This window comes from Phascolarctobacterium sp., assembly GCF_030531065.1.
Lineage (GTDB): Bacteria > Bacillota > Negativicutes > Acidaminococcales > Acidaminococcaceae > Phascolarctobacterium_A.
In genome coordinates this window covers 63,319-83,409 of the sequence record NZ_JAUNOQ010000005.1, presented here as the reverse complement: position 1 = coordinate 83,409, position 20,091 = coordinate 63,319, and the positions used below count along the sequence as shown (strand labels likewise).

General features: G+C 55.3%; 21 protein-coding genes. All 21 read left to right on the top strand.

Annotated features, from left to right (window positions below):
* Positions 1–5: 5 nt before the first annotated feature.
* The 21 genes from Q4E64_RS04760 to thiE all read left to right on the top strand — a co-directional run bounded on the left by Q4E64_RS04760 (position 6) and on the right by thiE (position 19,934).
* Positions 6–623: an Asp23/Gls24 family envelope stress response protein gene (locus Q4E64_RS04760; protein ID WP_303166578.1), complete on the top strand. Its 618-nt coding sequence runs from the start codon at positions 6–8 to the stop codon at positions 621–623.
* A 3-nt stretch (positions 624–626) separates the two neighbouring features.
* Positions 627–1,148, top strand: a complete 522-nt coding sequence (gene amaP / locus Q4E64_RS04755; RefSeq protein ID WP_303166577.1) for an alkaline shock response membrane anchor protein AmaP — start codon at positions 627–629, stop codon at positions 1,146–1,148.
* An 11-nt stretch (positions 1,149–1,159) separates the two neighbouring features.
* Positions 1,160–1,387: a DUF2273 domain-containing protein gene (locus Q4E64_RS04750; protein ID WP_293729484.1), complete on the top strand. Its 228-nt coding sequence runs from the start codon at positions 1,160–1,162 to the stop codon at positions 1,385–1,387.
* Between the two features lie 19 nt (positions 1,388–1,406).
* Entirely contained in the window at positions 1,407–1,823 is a 417-nt protein-coding gene (gene nusB / locus Q4E64_RS04745) for a transcription antitermination factor NusB (protein ID WP_303166570.1), read from the top strand.
* A complete protein-coding gene (locus tag Q4E64_RS04740; protein ID WP_303166569.1) occupies positions 1,820–2,776 on the top strand; it encodes an O-sialoglycoprotein endopeptidase in 957 nt (318 codons plus the stop codon). The genes nusB and Q4E64_RS04740 overlap by 4 nt, the downstream gene beginning before the upstream one ends.
* Positions 2,769–3,974 (top strand): exodeoxyribonuclease VII large subunit, encoded by a 1,206-nt coding sequence (xseA, locus tag Q4E64_RS04735; RefSeq protein WP_303166568.1) that lies wholly within the window; start codon positions 2,769–2,771, stop codon positions 3,972–3,974. Before Q4E64_RS04740 ends, xseA begins: the two co-directional genes overlap by 8 nt.
* Before the next feature lie 2 nt (positions 3,975–3,976).
* Positions 3,977–4,231, top strand: a complete 255-nt coding sequence (gene xseB, locus Q4E64_RS04730; RefSeq protein WP_303166567.1) for an exodeoxyribonuclease VII small subunit — start codon at positions 3,977–3,979, stop codon at positions 4,229–4,231.
* Positions 4,231–5,106 (top strand): polyprenyl synthetase family protein, encoded by an 876-nt coding sequence (locus tag Q4E64_RS04725; RefSeq protein ID WP_303166566.1) that lies wholly within the window; start codon positions 4,231–4,233, stop codon positions 5,104–5,106. Before xseB ends, Q4E64_RS04725 begins: the two co-directional genes overlap by 1 nt.
* Before the next feature lie 3 nt (positions 5,107–5,109).
* On the top strand, positions 5,110–7,011 hold the full coding sequence (gene dxs / locus Q4E64_RS04720) for a 1-deoxy-D-xylulose-5-phosphate synthase (RefSeq protein WP_303166565.1): 1,902 nt from the start codon (positions 5,110–5,112) through the stop codon (positions 7,009–7,011).
* 1 nt (position 7,012) lies between these two features.
* Positions 7,013–7,855 (top strand): TlyA family RNA methyltransferase, encoded by an 843-nt coding sequence (locus Q4E64_RS04715; RefSeq protein WP_368501516.1) that lies wholly within the window; start codon positions 7,013–7,015, stop codon positions 7,853–7,855.
* Positions 7,845–8,705, top strand: a complete 861-nt coding sequence (locus Q4E64_RS04710; protein ID WP_303166562.1) for an NAD(+)/NADH kinase — start codon at positions 7,845–7,847, stop codon at positions 8,703–8,705. The genes Q4E64_RS04715 and Q4E64_RS04710 overlap by 11 nt, the downstream gene beginning before the upstream one ends.
* A gap of 33 nt (positions 8,706–8,738) precedes the next feature.
* Positions 8,739–9,188: an arginine repressor gene (gene argR, locus Q4E64_RS04705; protein ID WP_303166561.1), complete on the top strand. Its 450-nt coding sequence runs from the start codon at positions 8,739–8,741 to the stop codon at positions 9,186–9,188.
* A gap of 14 nt (positions 9,189–9,202) precedes the next feature.
* The gene (gene recN, locus Q4E64_RS04700; RefSeq protein WP_303166560.1) at positions 9,203–10,891 is read left to right on the top strand and encodes a DNA repair protein RecN; all 1,689 of its coding nucleotides are present in this window, start codon (positions 9,203–9,205) and stop codon (positions 10,889–10,891) included.
* 13 nt (positions 10,892–10,904) lie between these two features.
* Entirely contained in the window at positions 10,905–11,465 is a 561-nt protein-coding gene (locus Q4E64_RS04695) for an NUDIX domain-containing protein (protein ID WP_303166558.1), read from the top strand.
* Positions 11,466–11,488: 23 nt separating this feature from the next.
* Positions 11,489–13,186 (top strand): carboxylesterase family protein, encoded by a 1,698-nt coding sequence (locus Q4E64_RS04690; RefSeq protein WP_303166557.1) that lies wholly within the window; start codon positions 11,489–11,491, stop codon positions 13,184–13,186.
* 228 nt (positions 13,187–13,414) lie between these two features.
* Positions 13,415–14,422 carry an exo-alpha-sialidase gene (locus Q4E64_RS04685; RefSeq protein ID WP_303166556.1) on the top strand — a complete coding sequence of 336 codons (1,008 nt, stop codon included), beginning with the start codon at positions 13,415–13,417 and terminating at the stop codon, positions 14,420–14,422.
* Positions 14,423–14,448: 26 nt separating this feature from the next.
* Positions 14,449–15,420 (top strand): tripartite tricarboxylate transporter substrate binding protein, encoded by a 972-nt coding sequence (locus Q4E64_RS04680; protein ID WP_303166555.1) that lies wholly within the window; start codon positions 14,449–14,451, stop codon positions 15,418–15,420.
* Positions 15,421–15,451: 31 nt separating this feature from the next.
* On the top strand, positions 15,452–17,434 hold the full coding sequence (gene tkt, locus Q4E64_RS04675; RefSeq protein WP_303166553.1) for a transketolase: 1,983 nt from the start codon (positions 15,452–15,454) through the stop codon (positions 17,432–17,434).
* Between the two features lie 237 nt (positions 17,435–17,671).
* A complete protein-coding gene (thiD, locus tag Q4E64_RS04670; protein ID WP_303166695.1) occupies positions 17,672–18,475 on the top strand; it encodes a bifunctional hydroxymethylpyrimidine kinase/phosphomethylpyrimidine kinase in 804 nt (267 codons plus the stop codon).
* Positions 18,475–19,302, top strand: coding sequence for a hydroxyethylthiazole kinase (gene thiM / locus Q4E64_RS04665; protein WP_303166552.1), 828 nt, complete (start codon positions 18,475–18,477; stop codon positions 19,300–19,302). Before thiD ends, thiM begins: the two co-directional genes overlap by 1 nt.
* Positions 19,299–19,934, top strand: coding sequence for a thiamine phosphate synthase (thiE, locus tag Q4E64_RS04660; RefSeq protein ID WP_303166550.1), 636 nt, complete (start codon positions 19,299–19,301; stop codon positions 19,932–19,934). Before thiM ends, thiE begins: the two co-directional genes overlap by 4 nt.
* Positions 19,935–20,091: the final 157 nt, after the last annotated feature.

Sequence of the window (20,091 nt, the reverse complement as noted above, 5' to 3'; positions counted from 1 at the left end):
TGCGTATGGAACGCAAGTTGACGGAAATAGAAGACGCTCACAAGCATAAAGCGGCAGAGGCCGATAACGAATTGGACGAGGATAATAATTTAGAGGACTTTGGCGATATCCGTATTGCCGACGAGGTTATCTGTATTGTAGCCAGCCTGGCGGCGCAGGAGGTGCCGGGCGTGGTGAGTATGAGCGGCGGCCTGACAGACGGCATCAATCGCTTTTTGGGCAAGGAAAACGCTTCTAAGGGCGTGCGCCTGAAATTTGAAGGCAAGATGGTCAACGCCAGCGTTTATATCAACGTGGAATACGGCTGCTGCATTCCCGAAATCGCTTTGGAGGTGCAGGAAAAGGTTAAATCCGCTATCGAGGCTATGACCGGCTATGAGGTGCAGTTTGTGGACGTTAATGTGGAGGGCGTCGCTCAGCGCAAAGCCACGGAGCTGGAAAAGGAGGCTTCGTCGGAGGAAGCTATGGCTGATATCCTGCGGGCGCAGGCCCGGCGGGCGGAAGCCAACGAAAGTAATTCCTTTGAACAGCAGCTGGCCAAGCTGCGAGGCGACGAGGACTTTGACCTGCCGCCGGAGGAGGAAATGGACGACCGGCAGAAAAGATTTTTTGAGGAGGATTAAGTAATGGGTATTGCCGACAGAATTATTCTTACGTTATACACGTTTTTAATGGCTGTTGTTTCGGTGCTGGCAGTGCTGTGCAGCCTGGGCGTATTTTCCCGCGACGGCATGATCGCTTTAGTCGACCATATTCCCGGCAACTGGATTTACGCCGTGGGCGGCGTCATTATGCTGCTGGTCAGTCTGCGGCTTTTGATTACCGGCCTGGGTTTAACCGGCATGAGCTCATTGAAGCTCAGCGAAAGCGACAAGGGCAAGGTACTAGTGGGCAAGGGGGCCTTGGAGGATTATATCGCCGTGCTGTCCCAGGAAATTTACGGTATTCACAATGTTAAGGTTATTGTGAAGCTGAACGACGACGGCATCGCCGTGCGCATTAACACTTCTATCGAGCCCGGCATAAATATTCCGGAAACCTCGGACGAAATCCGCAGCAATGTTAAGGAAAGCATTAAGAAGGTTACGGGCATTGATGTTAAGGACATGGAGCTGTTCTTTAAGCAGATTAAGGCTAAGGAAGAATAGGAGGCTGTGTGATGTTAAGCGAAATTATCAACGACATCTGGAACAACTATCGCGGCCGTCTGCTGTGCTCGCTGTTCGGCCTGTTTATCGGCGTGGTCGTTTTGTGGCTGGGATTTTTTCAGGCTTTGTTTTTGATGCTGTGCATTGGCATAGGCTTTTTTATCGGGCATAAGCTGGATAAAAAAGAGGATTTGCTGGAATGGCTGGACAGGCTGTTGCCGCCCGGCTATCATAGATAAATATTAGGAGAGTGACAAGATGAGTGAAAAGACTATTCGCAGAATTGCCAGAGAGGCAGCGTTGCAAAGCTTATTTCAGATAGATTTTAACAGCTGCGAGGCGGTGGCTGCCGTGGAGGCCGCTCTTGCCGAGCATGAGGAGCCCGGCGCAGACAGGGCGCAGGCTTATGCGCTGCAGCTGGTTGAGGGTGTTTTGACCCACGAGCAGGAAATCGATGCGCGTTTGAGCAAGTACGCTATTGATTGGACTATTGAGCGTATGCCTGCTACCGACAGGAATATTCTGCGCGTAGCGGCCTTTGAAATGCTGTTCGCCGAGCCTGCGGTGGCTGCCGGTATAGCCATCAACGAGGCGGTGGAAATTGCCAAGGAATACGGCACGGAGGAATCTCCGCGCTTTGTCAACGGTGTCTTGGGCAAGCTGGCGCAGGAATGAGCCGGAAAGTTTATTTAGGGCTGGACACCAGCTGCTATACTACATCTGTCGCCGTGCTGGCTGAGGACGGCGGCCTGCTGGGCGAGGCCCGCAGGATTTTAAGCGTCAAGCCGGGGCGCTGCGGTTTGCAACAGTCGGAAATGGTCTTTCAGCATACGCGCAATCTGCCGGAGCTGGTGGAAAGCGTGCTGCAAGGGAAGGATTATGAGCTGGCTGCTATCGGCGTCAGCGGCTATCCCCGCCCGCTGGAAAATTCCTATATGCCGGCGTTTCTGGCGGGGTTGAGCGTGGCGCGCAGTTTGGCTGCCTTGACGGGTGCTAAGCTGGAAATTATCAGCCATCAGGAAAATCATCTGGAGGCAGGCGTTTGGTCTGCGGGCGGCCCTTGGGTGCAGCGCTTTTTGCTGCTGCACGCCAGCGGCGGCACTACGGATTTACTTTTGGCGGAGCGTCAGGACAATGGCCGCTGCCGGATTACGCAGGTGGGCGGCAGCATCGATTTGCACGCCGGTCAGTTCGTGGATAGAGTGGGCGTGGCTTTGGGGCTGCAGTTCCCTGCGGGGCGGGCCTTGGAGCGAGTGGCCGCCGGTGCGGAAGCAAGGGCGGAGCTGCCCGTGTCCGTGCGTAAGCTTAACGTCAGCCTTTCGGGGCCCTGTACCGCCGCCTTGAGGGCGTTGGAGCGGGGAACGGACGGCGCGGCTTTGGCCTTGGGCGTGGAATATGCCTTGGGAGAAACCTTTGCCAGGTTGCTGCGCAACGGCGCTGCCGCCTATGACGTGCAGGACGCGCTGCTGGTGGGCGGTGTCGGCTCTAATCAATATATTCGCCAACATGTGGAAGCTAAGCTGGCTAAGCGCGGCGTAAGGCTGTGGGTGCCGGAAGGGCGCTTCAGCTGCGACAACGCGGCAGGCTGCGCCGCTTTGGCATGGAGAATGAATTGCAAGCATGAGTGAAAATGTTTATTCCGTTAGTGAAATCAATAGCTTCTTAAAAAGGCTGCTGGATAAAGAGGATACCCTGCGCAATGTGCAGGTGGTGGGAGAGATAAGCAATTTTAAGCGCTATCCTTCCGGGCACGCCTATTTTACTTTGAAGGACGCAGGCGCGGTGCTGAAATGCGTGATGTTCCGTTCCAGGGCGTTGAACCTGCGCTTTGAACCGCGCAACGGCGACACGGTGATTGCCGTGGGCCGCATTGCCGTGTACGAACGGGACGGCGTTTATCAGCTGTATACCGACCTGTTGCTGCAGCAGGGCGTGGGCGATTTAATGCAGGCCTACGAAATGCTCAAGAGCAAGCTGTTGCAGGAGGGCTTGTTTGACCAGGAGCGCAAGCAGCCCTTGCCGGTGAATCCGCAGCGCGTGGGCATTATTACTTCGCCTGCCGGTGCGGCGGTACGCGATATTATTACTGTAGCCCGACGCCGGAATCCGGGCGTAAAGCTTTTGCTGTATCCTGTGCAGGTGCAGGGCGAGAGCGCTTCGGCGGAAATTGCCGCCGCCATACGCTTTTTTAATGAGAAGAAGCTGGCGGATGTGCTCATCGTAGGCCGCGGCGGCGGCTCCATCGAGGATTTATGGGCCTTTAATGAGGAACGGACGGTGCGCGCCGTGGCGGCCTCCCGCATTCCGCTGGTCAGCGCCGTAGGCCATGAAACTGATTTTACTTTATGTGATTTCGCCGCCGACCAAAGAGCGGCTACGCCTTCGCAGGCTGCCGAAATGGCGGTGGCCGATATCGTTAGTTACCGGCAGCGGGTGCGTTTTCTGCTGGAACGCTGCCGCAGCCTGATGACGGCGCGGCTGGCAGGCGAGCGGCGCACGCTGGAAGCCCTGGCGTCCTCGTGGGCGCTGCGGGACCCGCAGCGTTTAGTGGCTGATAAGGCCTTGCGGGCGGACGGCGCTTATGCCAGACTGGTGCAGAATATGCAGCGCAGGGCGCAGCAGGCGCAGCACGCCTTGGCCTTGCAGGCCGCCAGATTGGACAGCATGAGCCCGCTGGCTGTGCTGGGACGCGGCTACAGCGTGACCCAAAGCCGCGATTATAAGCTCATCAGCTCCGTAGAGCAGGTGCAGTGGGGCGACGAGCTGGTTACTACAGTCCGCGACGGACAGATTATTTCCGTAGTACAGCAGGTGGAAGGACGGTAAAGATGGCAGTAAAGAAAATACCTAAGAATATTAAATTTGAAGAAGCTCTCTCCGAGCTGGAAGAGCAGGTACGCCTGCTGGAAAGCGGCGAGCTGCCGCTGGAGCAAAGCCTGGAGGTTTTTAAATATGGCGTGGAGCTGAGCAAGCTGTGCGCCGGCAAGCTGGAAACAGTAAAGCAGGAAGTGGAAAAAATCGTCGTTGACAGCAGCGACGATGGCTATAGATTGGAAGCGTTCCAGGATTTGGAGGTAAAGTAATGGATTTTGCAGCTTATTATGAGAACCAACGCAAATTAGTGGAAAATTATCTCAAAAACAGAATTGCCAAAAAGGGTATTTCCAAGGTGGACGACGCCATGGAGTACAGCCTGATGGCAGGCGGCAAACGCATTCGTCCGATTTTGTTGATGGCTGCGGCCGAAGCGGTAGGCAGCAAGGGTTATAATTATTTGCCTGTGGCCTGCGGCCTGGAAATGATTCATACCTATTCCTTAATTCACGACGACCTGCCCTGTATGGACAACGACGATTACCGCCGCGGCCGTTTGACCAACCATAAGGTATACGGCGAGGCCATGGCCGTTTTAGCGGGCGACGGCCTGCTGACGCTGGCCTTCGAGGTTATGCTGGAGCAAAAGAATGTGGAACCCAGGGCTTTGATTGAAACCGTGCGCGAAATGGCTATGTGCGCCGGTAATTTCGGCATGGTAGGCGGGCAAGGATTGGACATAGAATTTGAGGGCAAGCAGATTACGCCGGAGCAGCTGCGCAAGCTGCACGCCGGCAAAACGGGCGCTTTGTTTATTGCGGCTATTCGCGGCGGCGCTCATTTGGCCGGCGCTACGGACGAGGAGCTGCTGGCCTTGACGAAGTTTGCCGACCTGTTGGGACTGGCCTTCCAGATTACCGACGATATTCTGGACGTGGAGGGTATGGCCGAGGAATTGGGCAAGCCCGTCGGCAGCGACGAAAAGAACCACAAATCCACCTATGTAAGCTTATATGGTTTAAAGGCCGCGCACGAGCTGGCAGAAAAAACGGTGAACGAGGCTTTGGAATGTCTGGCTGGCTTTGGGGAGAAGGCCGAGCCTCTGCGCCAGATTACGAAAATGATGACTAAAAGAAAGAATTAAGCGATGGATAGCAAAAAAGAACTGACGAACAGAATACTCGATACGATAAATTCGCCGGAGGACGTCAAGCGGCTGACGATGCCGCAGCTTTTGCAGCTGGCCGAGGAAATAAGACAGTTTTTGATTGAAGTAATTTCGCGTACCGGCGGTCATTTAGCGCCTAATTTGGGCGTGGTGGAGCTGACCTTGGCTTTGCACCGCATTTTTTCCACGCCGCAGGATAAAATTATCTTTGACGTAGGGCACCAGGCGTACATTCATAAGATTATTACCGGGCGCAGGGAGCAGTTTCCTACGCTGCGCCAGTATGGCGGCCTGTCCGGCTTCCCCAAGCGCAGTGAAAGCGAGCACGATGCCTTTGGCACCGGCCATTCCAGCACCTCTATTTCAGCGGCGGTGGGTATGGCGGCAGCCCGCGATCTGCAGGGCAAGGATTATAACGTAGTAGCCGTTATCGGCGACGGCTCCATGACCGGCGGCATGGCCTACGAAGCGCTGAATAACGCCGGTATGCTGCACAAAAAGCTGATTGTAGTGCTGAACGATAACGAAATGTCCATTTCTAAAAACGTAGGCGCTATAAGCGATTATCTTTACCATCTGCGCACCGGGGAAACCTACAATAAAATTAAAAACGATATCGAGGGCTGGCTGAAAAATATGGAATTCGGCACTGATGTGCTGAAGGCCATCCGCCGTTTGAAGGGCAGCGTAAAATATTTAATTGTGCCGCAGTCTATTTTTGAGGAGCTGGGCTTTACCTATTTGGGGCCTGTGGACGGCCACGACCTGCCGGGCCTGCTAGAGGTTCTGCAGGCGGCGACTAAGGTGGACGGCCCCGTGCTGGTGCATGTGCTGACGAAAAAGGGCAAGGGCTACAAGCCCGCCGAGGATTGCCCCAATAAATTCCATGGGACGGGACCCTTTGAAATCGCTACAGGCAAAAAAATCACCAAGCCCGGCGCGCCCGTTACCTATACGGAGGTGTTTGGCGAAACGCTGAGCCGTTTGGCCGATACTGACGAAAAGATTGTGGGCATTACGGCGGCTATGCCGGACGGCACCGGCTTGAACATTTTTGCCAAAGAACACCCGGAGCGCTTCTTTGACGTGGGTATTGCCGAGCAGCATGCCGTTACGGCGGCGGCAGGCATGGCGGCGGCAGGCATGAAGCCGGTGACAGCTATTTACAGCACCTTTATGCAGCGAGCCTATGATTCGGTGCTGCACGATATCTGCATGCAGAAGCTGCATGTTACCATTTGCCTTGACCGTGCGGGACTGGTGGGCGACGACGGCTATACGCATCACGGCGTTTTTGACTTCGCTTATCTGCGCAGCATTCCCAATATGACGGTTATGGCTCCTAAGGACGAAAACGAGCTGCGCCAGATGCTGAAAACGGCGCTGGACTTCGACGGCCCTGTCAGCGTGCGTTATCCTCGCGGCAGCGGCGTGGGCGTGGATATTTCCGGCCCTGTGGCATCCTTGCCCATCGGCAAAGCCGAGGTGCTGCGCGAGGGTCGGGACGTGTGCTTCTGGGCTATCGGCAGCATGGTGCAGAGCGCTCTGGAGGCTGCGGATATACTGGCGCAGCAGGGCGTCAGCGCGGGCGTGGTGAATATGCGCTTTGCCAAGCCTTTGGATAGGGAGCTGCTGCTGGAGCATGCGCGGCGCTATGGACGGCTGGTAACGCTGGAGGAAGGCGTTTTGGCAGGCGGCGTCGGCAGCGCCGTTTTGGAAACGCTGAATGGCGCAGGCTTGCTGGAGCAGTGTCGCGTGCTGACGCTGGGCATTCCCGACAAGTTTGTACCGCATGGAGATAAAAAGCTGCTGCTGCGCGATATTAAGCTGGACGTTCCCAGCATTGTCAGCCGGACGGCAGACCTGGTAAAGGGTGAATAAGTTGAAAAAGGAACGCTTGGACGCGCTGCTGATGAACAGAGCGCTCTTTGAAAGCAGGGCCAAGGCGCAGGCCGCTATTATGGCGGGCCAGGTTTTGGTCAACGAACAGAAAATAGATAAGCCGGGTACGCCGGTAGCGCCGGACGTGCAGATACGGCTTTTGGGCAATAAGCTTCCCTTTGTCAGCCGCGGCGGCTTAAAGCTGGCCAAAGCGCTGCAAATTTTTCCCATCAGCGTGGCTGGTAAGGTGGTGGCCGATATCGGCGCTTCTACCGGCGGCTTTACGGACTGCGCCCTGCAAAACGGCGCGGCTAAGGTTTACGCCATCGACGTGGGCTACGGCCAGCTGGCGTGGAAGCTGCGCAACGACGAACGGGTGGTGAATATGGAGCGCACCAATGTGCGTTATCTGGAGGCCGACAGCCTGCCGGAGCAGGTGGACGCCGCTACCATCGACGTAGCCTTTATTTCGCTGGATAAGATTCTGCCGGCCGTGCATAAAATCCTCAAGCCCGACGGCTTTGTGGTGGCTTTGATTAAGCCCCAGTTTGAAGCGGGCAAGGAGAATGTTGGTAAAAAAGGCGTGGTGCGCGACGCCCGCGTCCACGAGCAGGTTATCAATAATGTTATTGCCTTTGCCAAGGAGGAGGGCTTCGGCGTTGCCGGGCTGGATTTTTCGCCGATTAAAGGGCCAGAGGGCAATATAGAATATTTGCTGCACCTGACGCTGGGCGGCGATGACGCGGTAAGCGCAGAGCTTGTAGCGCAGCTGGTAGGCCGCAGCCACGGTGATTTGGATAAAAAGGATGCGGCGCAGTCAGCCGGGGCGGAGTATGAAAGCTAGACGTTTAGGTATTTTTCCCAATTTAAGCAAAGAAAATGTATGTATAGCTTTGCCGGAATTTATTACGCTGTGCCGGGACTGGGGCCTGGAGCCCTTGCTGCCGAACGCGGCGGCGCGGCAGTACGGCTGCGAGGGCTATGATACGGCTAAGCCGGATACGCTTAAAGCGCTGGACGCGGCGGTCAGCCTGGGCGGCGACGGCACGCTGCTGCAAATGGCACGTTATGTGGTTCCCGCAGAGGTGCCGGCCTTCGGCATCAATTTCGGCAAGCTGGGCTTTTTGGCAGAAATCGATTTGCAGGGCATGGGCAAGGCCATCAGCAAGCTGGCTCAGGGCAATTACGCCGTCGAGGAGCGCAAAATGCTGCGGGCCGGCGTTTGGCGCGGCGGCAGGGTGATAGCCGAAAGCCATGCCTTGAACGATTTGGTGCTGGCCAAGGGCATGTTCAGCAAGCTGGCGCATTTGACGCTGTTTATTAACGGCAAACCTTCCGGACGTTATGCGGCGGACGGCTTGATTGTTGCCACGGCTACGGGTTCGACGGCCTATTCACTGTCGGCGGGGGGGCCGCTGGTAATGCCGGAGCTGGACGTCAGCGTTATTACGCCGGTCTGCGCGCATTCTCTGGCGGCGCGGGCGCTGGTTATTCCCTTATCCGAGCGCATCGAGCTGAAAGCTGTGCCAGGCAGCGAGGAAATGATGCTGGCCTGCGACGGCGTGAACGTGTCCGAGGTGGACTGCGATACCTGCGTGCGCATTGAAAAGAGCCCCTATACCATGAAGCTGATTCGTTTGACCAGCCGCGATTATTACCAGACCTGGCAGCAGAAGCTGATGCGCAATATTTAATCATATAAGCTTTTTAGATTGAGGTGATCGACTATGAAAATGACCAGACATGCGAAAATCAAGGAAATAATTGATAATCATAAAATAGAAACGCAGGAGGATTTGGCGGCCGCGCTGCGCAGCGAGGGCATCGACGTAACCCAGGCCACCGTATCCCGCGATATTAAGGAGCTGATGCTGGTCAAGGTACCTGACGCCAACGGCCACTATCATTATGCCTATCCCAAGGATCACGGCATGCTGCTGACCATGGAGCGTCTGGAGCGCACCTTTCACGATTCCATCGTCAGCATTCGTTCCTCCGACTGCATGGTGGTCATCCGCACGATGCCGGGAACGGCGCAGGCCGTAGCCTTCGCTTTGGATTATATGAAATGGCCAGAAATTTTGGGAACTATCGCCGGCGACGACACGGTGTTTGTCGCTTTGGAAAATAAAGAGGGCGTATTGTCGCTGCTCAAGCGCTTAAAAGAGTATAAATAAGCAGAGGTGCTAGAATGCTGCAATCACTGCATGTTCATAATTTTGCATTATTAGAAGACGCCCGTGCCGATTTCACTAAGGGCTTTAACGTATTTACCGGCGAAACGGGCGCAGGCAAGTCTATTTTAATTGACGCCTTTGGCGTGGTATTGGGCGGACGCGCATCGGCGGACTATGTGCGCAGCGGTACGGACGGCTTGTGGGTGCAGGCTGTTTTTGATGTGAGCGGTCAGCAGGACATCAAAGACATTCTGACGGAGCAGGGCATCGAAGCCGAGGACGAGCTGTTTTTGAAGCGGCAGGTCAGCGCCGCAGGCAAAAGTCGCGCTTTGGTCAACGGCGTACAGGTGCCCCTGGCTGTTTTGAAGCAGCTGGGCGCAAGGCTGGTGGATATCCACGGTCAGCACGAAAATCAGGCTTTGCTGAAAGCGGACGCGCCGCTGCTTGTTACGGACGCCTTTGGCGGCGGGGAGCTGCATAAGGCGCTGGCAGCCTATAAGGAGCTGTACGCCGTTTATATGGCGGCCAAGGAGCAGGTGGAGCGGTTGGTGTGTGATAACGCGCAGCAGGATTTGCTTTTAGACCGCTATAATTGGGAAATCAATGAAATTACCGCCGCTAATCTGGCCGTGGGCGAGGAGGAAGCCTTGGAGGACGAGGCGCGGCTTTTGCAGAACGGCGAGCGCATTATGCGGGCCGTCAGCTCCGCGTACAGCGGTCTGGACGAGGACAACGCCGTGCTGGAACTTTTGGCGCGGGTGCGCGGGGAATTGCAGTACGCTGCTCGTTACGACAATAAGCTGGCAGGCTATGCCGAAGCGGTGGACAGCGCCTGGATAAGTCTGGACGACTGCCGCACGGAATTAAGCGATTATCTGAGCCGCAGCGATTTTAACGAGGAACGGGCGGCGCAGGTGCAGGAGCGCCTGGATATGATATATCGCCTGCAAAAGAAGTACGGCGGTTCGACGGCGGCTGCGCTGGCCTATTTAGCGGAAGCACAGCAACGGCTGGAGCAGCTGCAGAATATTGCCGACGCTGTGGCTAAGGCGCGCAAGGAGCTGGCGCAGGCAGAAGCCCGTTTGGAAAAGGCCGCCGCCCTGCTGACAAAAGAGCGTCAAAAAAGCGGCGCGGCGCTGGCCCGGCAGATTACGGAGCATATCCATGATTTGGCTATGCCCAGCGGTATTTTTGAGATCAGCCTTGCGCCTTTGGCAAAATTTACGCCTGCGGGCAAGGATCAGGTGCGCTTTTTGTTCAGCGCTAATCTGGGCGAGCCCCTGAACGATTTGGAGAAGGTGGCTTCCGGCGGCGAGCTGAGCCGTATCGCGCTGGCGCTGAAAACCGTGCTCATGGATAAGGGGCAGGTAGGCTCCATGGTCTTCGACGAAATCGATACGGGCGTGGGCGGCGTAACGGCGCAGAAAATGGCCGAAAAAATTGCGGCTATCGCTACGGTGGGGCAGGTGTTGTGCATTACCCACCTGCCGCAGATTGCCGCTTTTGCCGATAATCACATTCATATTGAAAAGCAAAGCGCCAACGGTCGCACTGCTACCGTATTGACGGCGCTGGATTACAACGGGCGTTTGCAGGAGCTGGTGCGCATGACGGCGGGCGACAGTACGTCGCGGGCCGCTTATGAAAGCGCTGCGGAGCTGCTGCTGGCAGCGGAAGCCGTTAAACAGAAGTTGCAAGGCTGAACGAGGTGAGAAGATGCTAAAGAAATTTTACGATCCGCAATTAGACGAGGTTTATATTGAGGGCAGCAACGAGGAGGTTTTCAGCGGGCGTCTGCTCAAGGTACAGCGCGACCATGTGCGCCTGCCCAACGGTCACGATACTACCCGCGAGTACATTCGCCATCCGGGGGCCGTGGCTATTGTGCCGGTGCTGGACGACGGACGCATCGTTCTGGTGAAGCAGTGCCGCTATCCTTTAGGCACGCTGCTGTGGGAAATCCCCGCAGGCAAGCTGGACCACGGCGAGGACGAGGATAAGGACGAATGCGCCCGCCGCGAGCTGAGCGAGGAAACAGGCTATGAGGCGGAGCATTGGCAAAGGCTGCTGAGCATCGCTACTACTCCCGGTTTTTCCAACGAAATTATTCACTTGTATAAGGCCTGGGGATTAAAAAAATACGCCCAGCATACGGACGAGGACGAGTTTATCGGCGTGCGGGCCTTTACGCCGCAGGAGCTGCGGGAAATGGTAGCCAGGGGCGAGCTGTACGATTCCAAATCGCTGTGCGCTCTTTATGCGGCGGGAATATTGTAAAAAGCGAGAAGGGAGAGTGCATTATGAAGCAGCAATATCTTCGCGGCCTGGCCGCAGCCGTACTTCTGGCCAGCAGCTTTAGCGCAGCGGTGGAAGCGGCAGTGTTTGGCAACCAGGTAAAGACGGAGCAGGGCGTTGTAACAGGCGCTTATGACGACAAGCATCAGGTAGTGGAATGGCTGGGAGTGCCTTACGCGCAGCCCGCTGTGGGCGCCAACCGCTGGCGCGGGCCGCAGAAGGCCAAAAGCTATAAGGGCGCGCTGGACTGCACCCAGAAGGCCGCGGCTAATATCCAGTTCAACGGCAAGCAGGTCATCGGCCGGGAGGGCGTGCTGACGCTGGATATTGTGCGGCCTGATACGGAAGAAAGGGATTTGCCCGTTATGGTTTTCGTTCATGGCGGCAATAATCAAACCAGCAACAGCCATCTGTGGGAGGGCAACCAGTTCGCACAGCAGGCCAATGTGGTTTATGTGTCGCTGCAATATCGTTTAGGCTTGCTGGGCTTTAATAATCTACCTGCCCTGCAGCGGGGCAGCGGTTTGGAGGAAAGCGGCAATTATGGTCTTTTGGATCAGGCCGAGGCTTTGGATTGGGTGAAGCAGAATATTAAGCGCTTTGGCGGCGACCCGAAGAATATTACTGTTTCCGGCTTTTCCGCAGGCGGACGCGACGTGCTGGCTATGCTGATTTCGCCTGTCTTTAAAGGCAAATTTGACAAGGCTGTTTCCTTCAGCGGCGGCCTGACGGTAGCCGACGCCGCCGCCAGCCAAAAGGTTATTGCTAAAAAGCTGGCGCCCTTGGCCGTGGAGGACGGGCAGGCTACCGATATGATTACCGCTGAAAAATGGCTGTTGAGCGAGAAGGGCAGCGAGCAAAAGGCCGTGCGCAACTATCTGCATAATATGAAGGCAGAGCGGCTGGCTCCTGTCATGGCGGGCGCGGTCATTCGCATGAGCGCCTTCCCACATCTTTACGGCGACGGCGAGCTGCTGCCGCAGGACGGCTTCGCTACGAAAAAATATAACAGCGTGCCGCTGCTGCTGCTCGGCAGCTCCGACGAGTTCAGTTCCTTTGCCGCCCGCGACCCTTATTTTAAGGACAGGCTGGATAAAATAAATACGGACGAGAAGACAACGCAGGAGTTCCGCTTTGCCAATAAATACGGCAGCAAGCTGTACGGCTTGTTTAACGGCCAGGAGGCGGCGCAGAATATTTATCCTCATTATAAGGACGATATTTATGTCTGCACCTTCGACTTTGGTCACAGCAGCGATGTGGTGGGCGAAGCCTATAAGACGCGCAATGGCGCTTTCCACGGCGTATTTTTACCCTTTATCACCGACCAGCCCTATCCCTTTACGAAGAATACCGACGCTTTTGAGCAGCCGGGAGCTAAGGAGCTGAGCAAAGCCTTTATCGCTTCGCTTGCCGCCTTTATGCGCACCGGTAATCCTAATACGACGCTTTTAGGCAATACCTGGAATAAGTGGAACCCGGAGTACCGTCCGGAGCTGGTTTTCGACGCTAACCGTATGCAGGCCCGTATTTACAGCGTCAACAGCCGCGCGACCTACGAAGGCGTACTGGCAGAAATGGATAATGATAAAACCATCAGCCAGGAAAGCAAAGATTATATTATCCGCAAGGTGCTTAACGGACGCTGGTTCAGCGGCAGGCTGGATAAAAAATACGGCAACGAGAATTTGTGGGAGCTGTAAAGATGCAGTAAAAATAGTTTTTAAATAATAAAAATAGGAGCATAAAAGTCCTGATTCTGGTAGTAGACCGGCGGTCAGGGCTTTTTTATTGACGTGCCGCTATTGCTGCAGCAACGCCAGAAATAAGTTTTTTGTCAGGAATGTGCATAAAGCAGTTTACGCTTTATAAAATATATGGTACAATATTTGTGTTATTGGAATTTTACAAATTCTTGAGGGTGTATGCTAATGCGTAAGGAATTGATTATGGCGCAGCTGCCCACGGCTTTTTGCCACGCGTCGACTATAGCGGCTTTGCCGGACGGACAGCTGTTGTGCTGCTGGTTCGGCGGCAGCCATGAGGGCGAGCCGGATGTGGCCGTTTACGCCAGCAGGCGCGGCGATAAAGGGTGGAGCAGACCTGTAAAGCTGGCGGACGGGGCGGCGGCTAACTGGAACCCGGTGCTGTTTGGCAGGCGGGACGGTACGTTGCAGCTTTTTTATAAGCAGGGGCAAAAAATTGCCTCCTGGCAGACGCTGACCATGCTGTCCAACGATAACGGGTTGACATGGAGCGAACCGGTGGAGCTGGCGCCGGGAGATACCAGCGGTGGGCGCGGTCCGGTGCGTAATAAGCCGGTGCGTTTAGCCAATGGCCGGGTGCTGGCAGGAGCGTCAACGGAGCAGGGGCTATGGCAGGCTTTTGCCGATATCAGCGACGACGACGGCAGAACCTGGCGCAAATCCTCCATAGTGGGAATTAAAGACCTGCGCTACCGTCAGGGCGAAAAGACTGCGGAAAGCGATATTGCCGTCAGCCAGCAGTCTTTTTACGGTCGCGGCGTGATTCAGCCCAGCCTGTGGCAGAGCGGCGACGGCAGCGTGCATATGTTGCTGCGCAGCAGCGAGGGCTTTGTCTACCGCAGCGACAGCAGCGACGGCGGCGCAACCTGGAGCGAAGCTTACGCCACGGAGCTGCCTAATAATAACAGCGGCCTGGATTTAGTGCGCACGGAGCGCGGCGTTTTATTTTTAGTCTGCAATCCTGTGGCAACCAACTGGGGCTTGCGTTCTCCCTTGAGCCTGTTAAGGTCGGACGACGACGGCGGCAGCTGGCGCAAAGTGTTGGACTTGGAAACGGAGCCTGCGGAATTTTCCTATCCGGCTATTATAGCTCAGGGCGATACGCTTTACATTACCTATACTTGGAAGCGGCAGAACATTGCCTGCGTCCGGCTCGATAGCGTTATTTTATAAAAATTATATAAATAGAGGAGATGTTCATGATGAAAAAGATTTTAGTTGTGCTCATGGCGGTTCTGACCATGGCTATGATGCTGACAGGCTGCGGCGGCGACAGTAAAAAGGCCGCTTATCCTGCCGACGGAGATATTTCCGTTATCATTCCCAAGGCTCCCGGCGGCGGCACCGATACCTCTGCTAGAGGCTTGATTCAGATGATGGAAAAGGAGCTGCCGGGCAGCAAGTTCGTACCTGTCAACAAGCCTGACGGCGGCGGCGTGACCGGTATGGTGGAAACTGCCAACGCTAAGCCCGACGGACATACCTTGGGCATGGTTACGGTAGAGCTGGCTATGTTCCCACATCAGGGAAAATGTAAAAATACCTATAAGGATTATGCCGCTATCTGCGCTCCTATTGCCGCTCCGGCCGCTTTGATCGTGCCGAAGGAGGCGCCCTATAATAGCTTGGATGAGTTTGCAGCTTATGCCAAGGCTAATCCGGGCAAGGTAAAAATGGGTAATTCCGGCGTGGGCGCTATCTGGCATATTGCCGCTCTGTCCTTTGAGGACGAATTTGGCGTGCAATTCAAGCACGTTCCTTATCCGAAAGGCTCCGCCGATATTGCCGCTGCTTTAGCCGGTAAGCATATTGACGCTACCTTGGCCGATCCTTCCGTATTCAAGAGCCAGGTTGACGCAGGCAATTTGAAGATACTGGCTACCATGTCCGCTTCCCGCAGCGAAATTTATCCTGATGTGCCTACCTTTAAGGAGCTGGGGCATAATATGACCGTACGCGCCTGGGCTGCGCTGGTAGCTCCGAAAAATACTCCTAAGGAAAAGCTGGAGGTTCTGCGCGCCGCCGCTAAAAAGGTGTGCGAATCCAAGGAGTTCAAGGATTACTTTATGAAGCAGGGCATCGACCCATCCTGCATCATCGGCGACGACGCTGATAAGATGATGGCCGAGGACCACGAAATGTATGGTAAGTTTTTGACCAAGGCTAACTAAAATAAAAATTGAGTAATTGGAGGTTTTCTCAATGCAAAAAATCGATCAGGCTTGCGTAAACACTCTGCGCTTTTTAGCGGCAGACCAGGTAGAAAAGGCTAAGTCCGGCCATCCTGGCTTCCCTTTGGGAACCGCGCCTTTAATGTATACTATTTGGGACCGCTTTATGAGCTATAATCCCGCCGACCCTAACTGGTTCAACCGCGACCGCTTTATTCTTTCTCCGGGGCATGGCAGCGCACTGCTGTACGCCATGCTGCATCTGGCTGGCTACGACCTGCCTATGGAGGAGCTGCAAAACTTCCGTCAATGGGGCAGCAAGACTCCCGGCCATCCGGAATACGGTCTGACTCCCGGCGTTGACGTTTCTACCGGCCCCTTGGGCCACGGCTTTTCCATGGGCGTAGGCTTCGCTATTGCCGAAGCTATGCTGGGCGCTAAGTACAATAAGCCGGATTTCCCCATTGTGGACCATTACACCTTCGGCTTGACCTCCGACGGCGACCTGATGGAGGGCGTTGCTTCCGAAGCCGCGTCTTTGGCTGGCACTCTGGGCTTAGGCAAGCTGATTTATTTGTATGACGATAATAAAATTACCATTGAAGGCAGTACCGACATTGCCTTTACCGAGGACGTGGAAGCCCGCTTCAAGGCTTACGGCTGGCAGGTGCTGCGCGTAGGCGACAGCGAGGACGTGGAGGCTATGGCCGAGGCTATTAAAGAGGCTAAGGCAGATACCCTGCATCCGTCCTTAATCATTGTGCGTACTCACATCGGCTTTGGCAGTCCCAAACAGGACAACGCTTCCTGCCACGGCGAGCCTTTGGGTGCCGACGCTTTGGCCGCTACTAAGGAAAAGGCCGGCTGGCCGCAGGAAATGTTCTATGTTCCGACGGAGGTTAAGGAGCATTTTGCCGCTAAGCTGGCAGGCTGCGCCGCTGCCGAGAACGCCTGGAACGCTTTAATGGAGGATTATAAAGTAGTATATCCGGAGCTGGCTAAGGAGCTGACCGATCGCATTGCAGGCAATACGCTGGTTAATTTGTCCGCTTTGGAGGCTATTTTCAAGGATACCTCCAAGAACGCTACCCGCGAAGCCTCCGGCGATATTATTCAGGTGCTGGCCGCGCAGCTGCCGGAATTGGTAGGCGGCAGCGCCGACTTGGGTCCCTCCAATAAAACCATTATGAAGGCCGGCGGCTTCTTCTCCAAGCTGGATCGCACCGGTCGCAATATTCACTTCGGCGTGCGCGAGCATGCTATGGGCACTGTGCTGAACGGCATTTCCCTGCACGGCGGCTTTATTCCCTTCGGCGGTACCTTCCTGGTATTTGCCGACTTCTTGCGTCCGACCATTCGTATGGCGGCGCTCATGGGCATTCAGGCTATTTTCGTGCTGACCCATGACAGCATCGCTTTGGGTGAGGACGGCCCGACCCATCAGCCTATCGAAACTACTATGGGCCTGCGCTTGATTCCCAATGTCAGCGTTATCCGTCCGGCCGACGCTCTGGAAACCGCTGCCGCCTGGCAGCAGGCCTGCATGAACAAGCATAAGCCTACCTGCCTGCTGCTCAGCCGTCAAAAGCTGAACGTGCTGCACGCTTATGCCGACGTTATCCACGAAAACGCAGCTAAGGGCGCTTACGTTCTGAGCCCGGCAAAAGGCGAGGCCAGGGTTATTTTAATCGGTACCGGCAGCGAGGTGCAGCTGGCGTTGGAGGCGCAGGCTAAGCTGGAGGCCGAGGGCATTGGCGCTACCGTGGTGTCCATGCCCAGCTGGGACGCTTTCGACAGACAGAGCGAGGAATACAAGGCCAGCGTACTGCCTGAGGGTGTAGTGAAATTTGCCGTAGAAGCCGGCGTACCTTACGGTTGGAGCCGTTATACCGGCAGCGAAAAGAATGTTTTGGGCATTACTACCTTCGGCGCGTCTGCTCCCGGCGGTGTAATGATGGAAAAATACGGCTTTACGGCCGATAATCTGGTGGCTAAGGTTAAAGAAGTTCTGTAAGCTGTTATTGACAAAAGACCGGGGAGCAGTCCTCGGTCTTTTCCTAAGTAAGCGCAAGAGTATAAGGTTGTGTACAAAATTACTCCCTCAGTCGTTTTGCAAAGCAAAACGCCAGCTCCCTCAACGAGGGAGCAAAAGTAAAATATTAGAAGGACATTTTGCCCCCTCTTAGAGGGGGCTGTCACCAATGGTGACTGGGGGAGTATAATAATATAAAACATGAGGTAGATAGATATGTTGAAGCATTTATTGACGATTGCCGGCAGCGATTCCAGCGGCGGCGCGGGCATTCAGGCCGATCTCAAGACCTTTGCCGCTCACGGTACCTTCGGCATGAGCGTAATTACGGCGGTTACGGCACAGAATACCTGCGGCGTGACCAAGGTGCAGGATATCGACTGCGATGTGGTGCAGGCTCAAATCGAAGCCGTCTTTGACGATATCCGCGTGGACGCGGTAAAGATAGGTATGGTATCCCGACCGCAGATTATTAAGACTATAGCGGACTGCCTGCACCGTTATGCGCCACCCATCGTAGTAGTGGACCCTGTGATGATTTCTAAAAGCGGCTATCCGCTACTGGCGCCGGAGGCCTGCGCTACGCTGATCAGCGAGCTGCTGCCGCTGGCGACGCTGGTAACGCCCAATCTGCCGGAGGCGGAGGCCATCACCGGCATGAAGGTGGAGCGCAGGGAGCAGATGCGCCCGGTAGCGGAAAAAATTATCGCTTTGGGAGCTAAGGCCGTGCTGGTGAAGGGCGGGCATTTGCAGGATACGGCGGACGATTTGCTGTTTGACGGGCAGACGGAACGCTGGTTTACCGGCCTGCGCATCGCTACAAAAAATACCCATGGCACTGGCTGTACTCTGTCCAGCAGCTTAGCTGCTAATCTGGCTAAAGGAATGAGCTTGGAAGATGCAGTGCAGGCCTCCAAGGACTACGTTACGCAAGCCATCGCTCACGGTATCGCCCTGGGCAGCGGCTGCGGGCCTACGCATCATTTTGTGGATTTATACAGAAAGGCTGGAATATTGGAATAATGGATCTGAAAAATACCTTTGGCGAGCTGGTGGATAAGCTACGTAAGCAAAGACCGGTAGTGCATGAAATAACTAATTACGTGACGGCGGAAAGTTGCGCCGACGTGGCCCTGGCGGCTGGCGCTTCTCCCGTAATGGCGGACGAGCCGGAGGAGGTAGAAGAGATTACCGCCGGAGCTAACGCTTTGGTGCTGAATTTAGGCACCATCAGCTTTAATAAGCAAATCGCTATGGAGCGTTCGGCTGCCATAGCCAAAAAGCTGGGGATTCCGGTTATTCTGGACCCGGTAGGCGTAATGACCTCCACCATGCGGCTGAATTTTGCTTTAAAGCTGCTGCATAAGGGCTGCATCAGCATTGTGCGCGGCAATTTCAGCGAATGCCGGGCGCTGCTCTTAGGAACGACCGGCGGCCACGGCGTGGATAATCTGGACGAAAATACCCAGGAGGGCGAAGCGTTAAAGGTGGCTAAGGACGCCGCCGCTAAATTTAACTGCGTGTTTGCCGTGACCGGCGCTATCGACAATATCAGCAACGGCAAGCAGGCGGTGGTGTTGAATAACGGCCACCCGCTGTTGCAGGATATCACCGGCAGCGGCTGCATGACCAGCACGCTGGTGGCCTGCTGCGCCGCCGTAACGAAGGATATGCTGGTGGCGGCGGCTCTGGGCGTTGTCATCATGGGGCAGAGCGCGGAGCTGGCGGCTAACTTTTTGGAAAAGAAGGACGGCCCCGGTATGTTTAAGGCGCGCCTGCTGGACTGCGTATACCACGTAACGACGAAATGGAATTTAGTAAACCTCAAGCCGGAAGAGAAAGTATCATGAAGCCGCAGATAGATTACAGCGTTTATCTTGTTACGGACGCCAGCTGGCTGCGTGGGCGGACGCTGGCGGACTGCGTGCGGCAGGCTTTAGAGGGCGGCGTAACGCTGGTGCAGTACCGCAGCAAGCATAACGACGGCGGCCCCATGTATGCGGAGGCCATAGAACTGAAAGCCGTGTGCGACAGCTGCGGCGTACCGCTGATTATTAACGACCGGGTGGATTTGGCCATGGCGATAGGAGCGGCAGGCGTGCATTTGGGGCAGGACGATCTGCCCTGCGCCGTCGCCCGTAAGCTTATGGGAAATGATTACGTTATCGGCGTTTCTGCCCACAATCCCAAGGAAGCATTGCAGGCCATTGCCGACGGCGCCGATTACCTGGGCTGCGGCGCGGTTTTTGGCAGCGCCACCAAGCAGGACGTACAGGAGCTGGGCCTGGCTAACCTGCGGGCTATCCGTCAGGTTAGTAAAGTACCTATGGTGGGCATTGGCGGCGTTACGGCTGCTAATTACGAGCAGGTGCTGCAGACGGGAGCCGACGGAGCGGCGCTTATCAGCGGCATTCTGGCGGCGGACGATATTACAGCAAGAGTGCGTCAAATAGCGGCCATACGCGATTTGTACCGCAAATAAATTATGCCAGACTGCCTGGCTTAAAGGCTTTATATCTTGTGAATTGATTTAACGTATAATTTTTACAAAAATCCCTGCAGTATGGCAGGGGTTTTTGCATTCCTGCTGCTTTTAGCGTAAGGCCCGGTTAATATTCTTTAGGCATGATATTGGATAT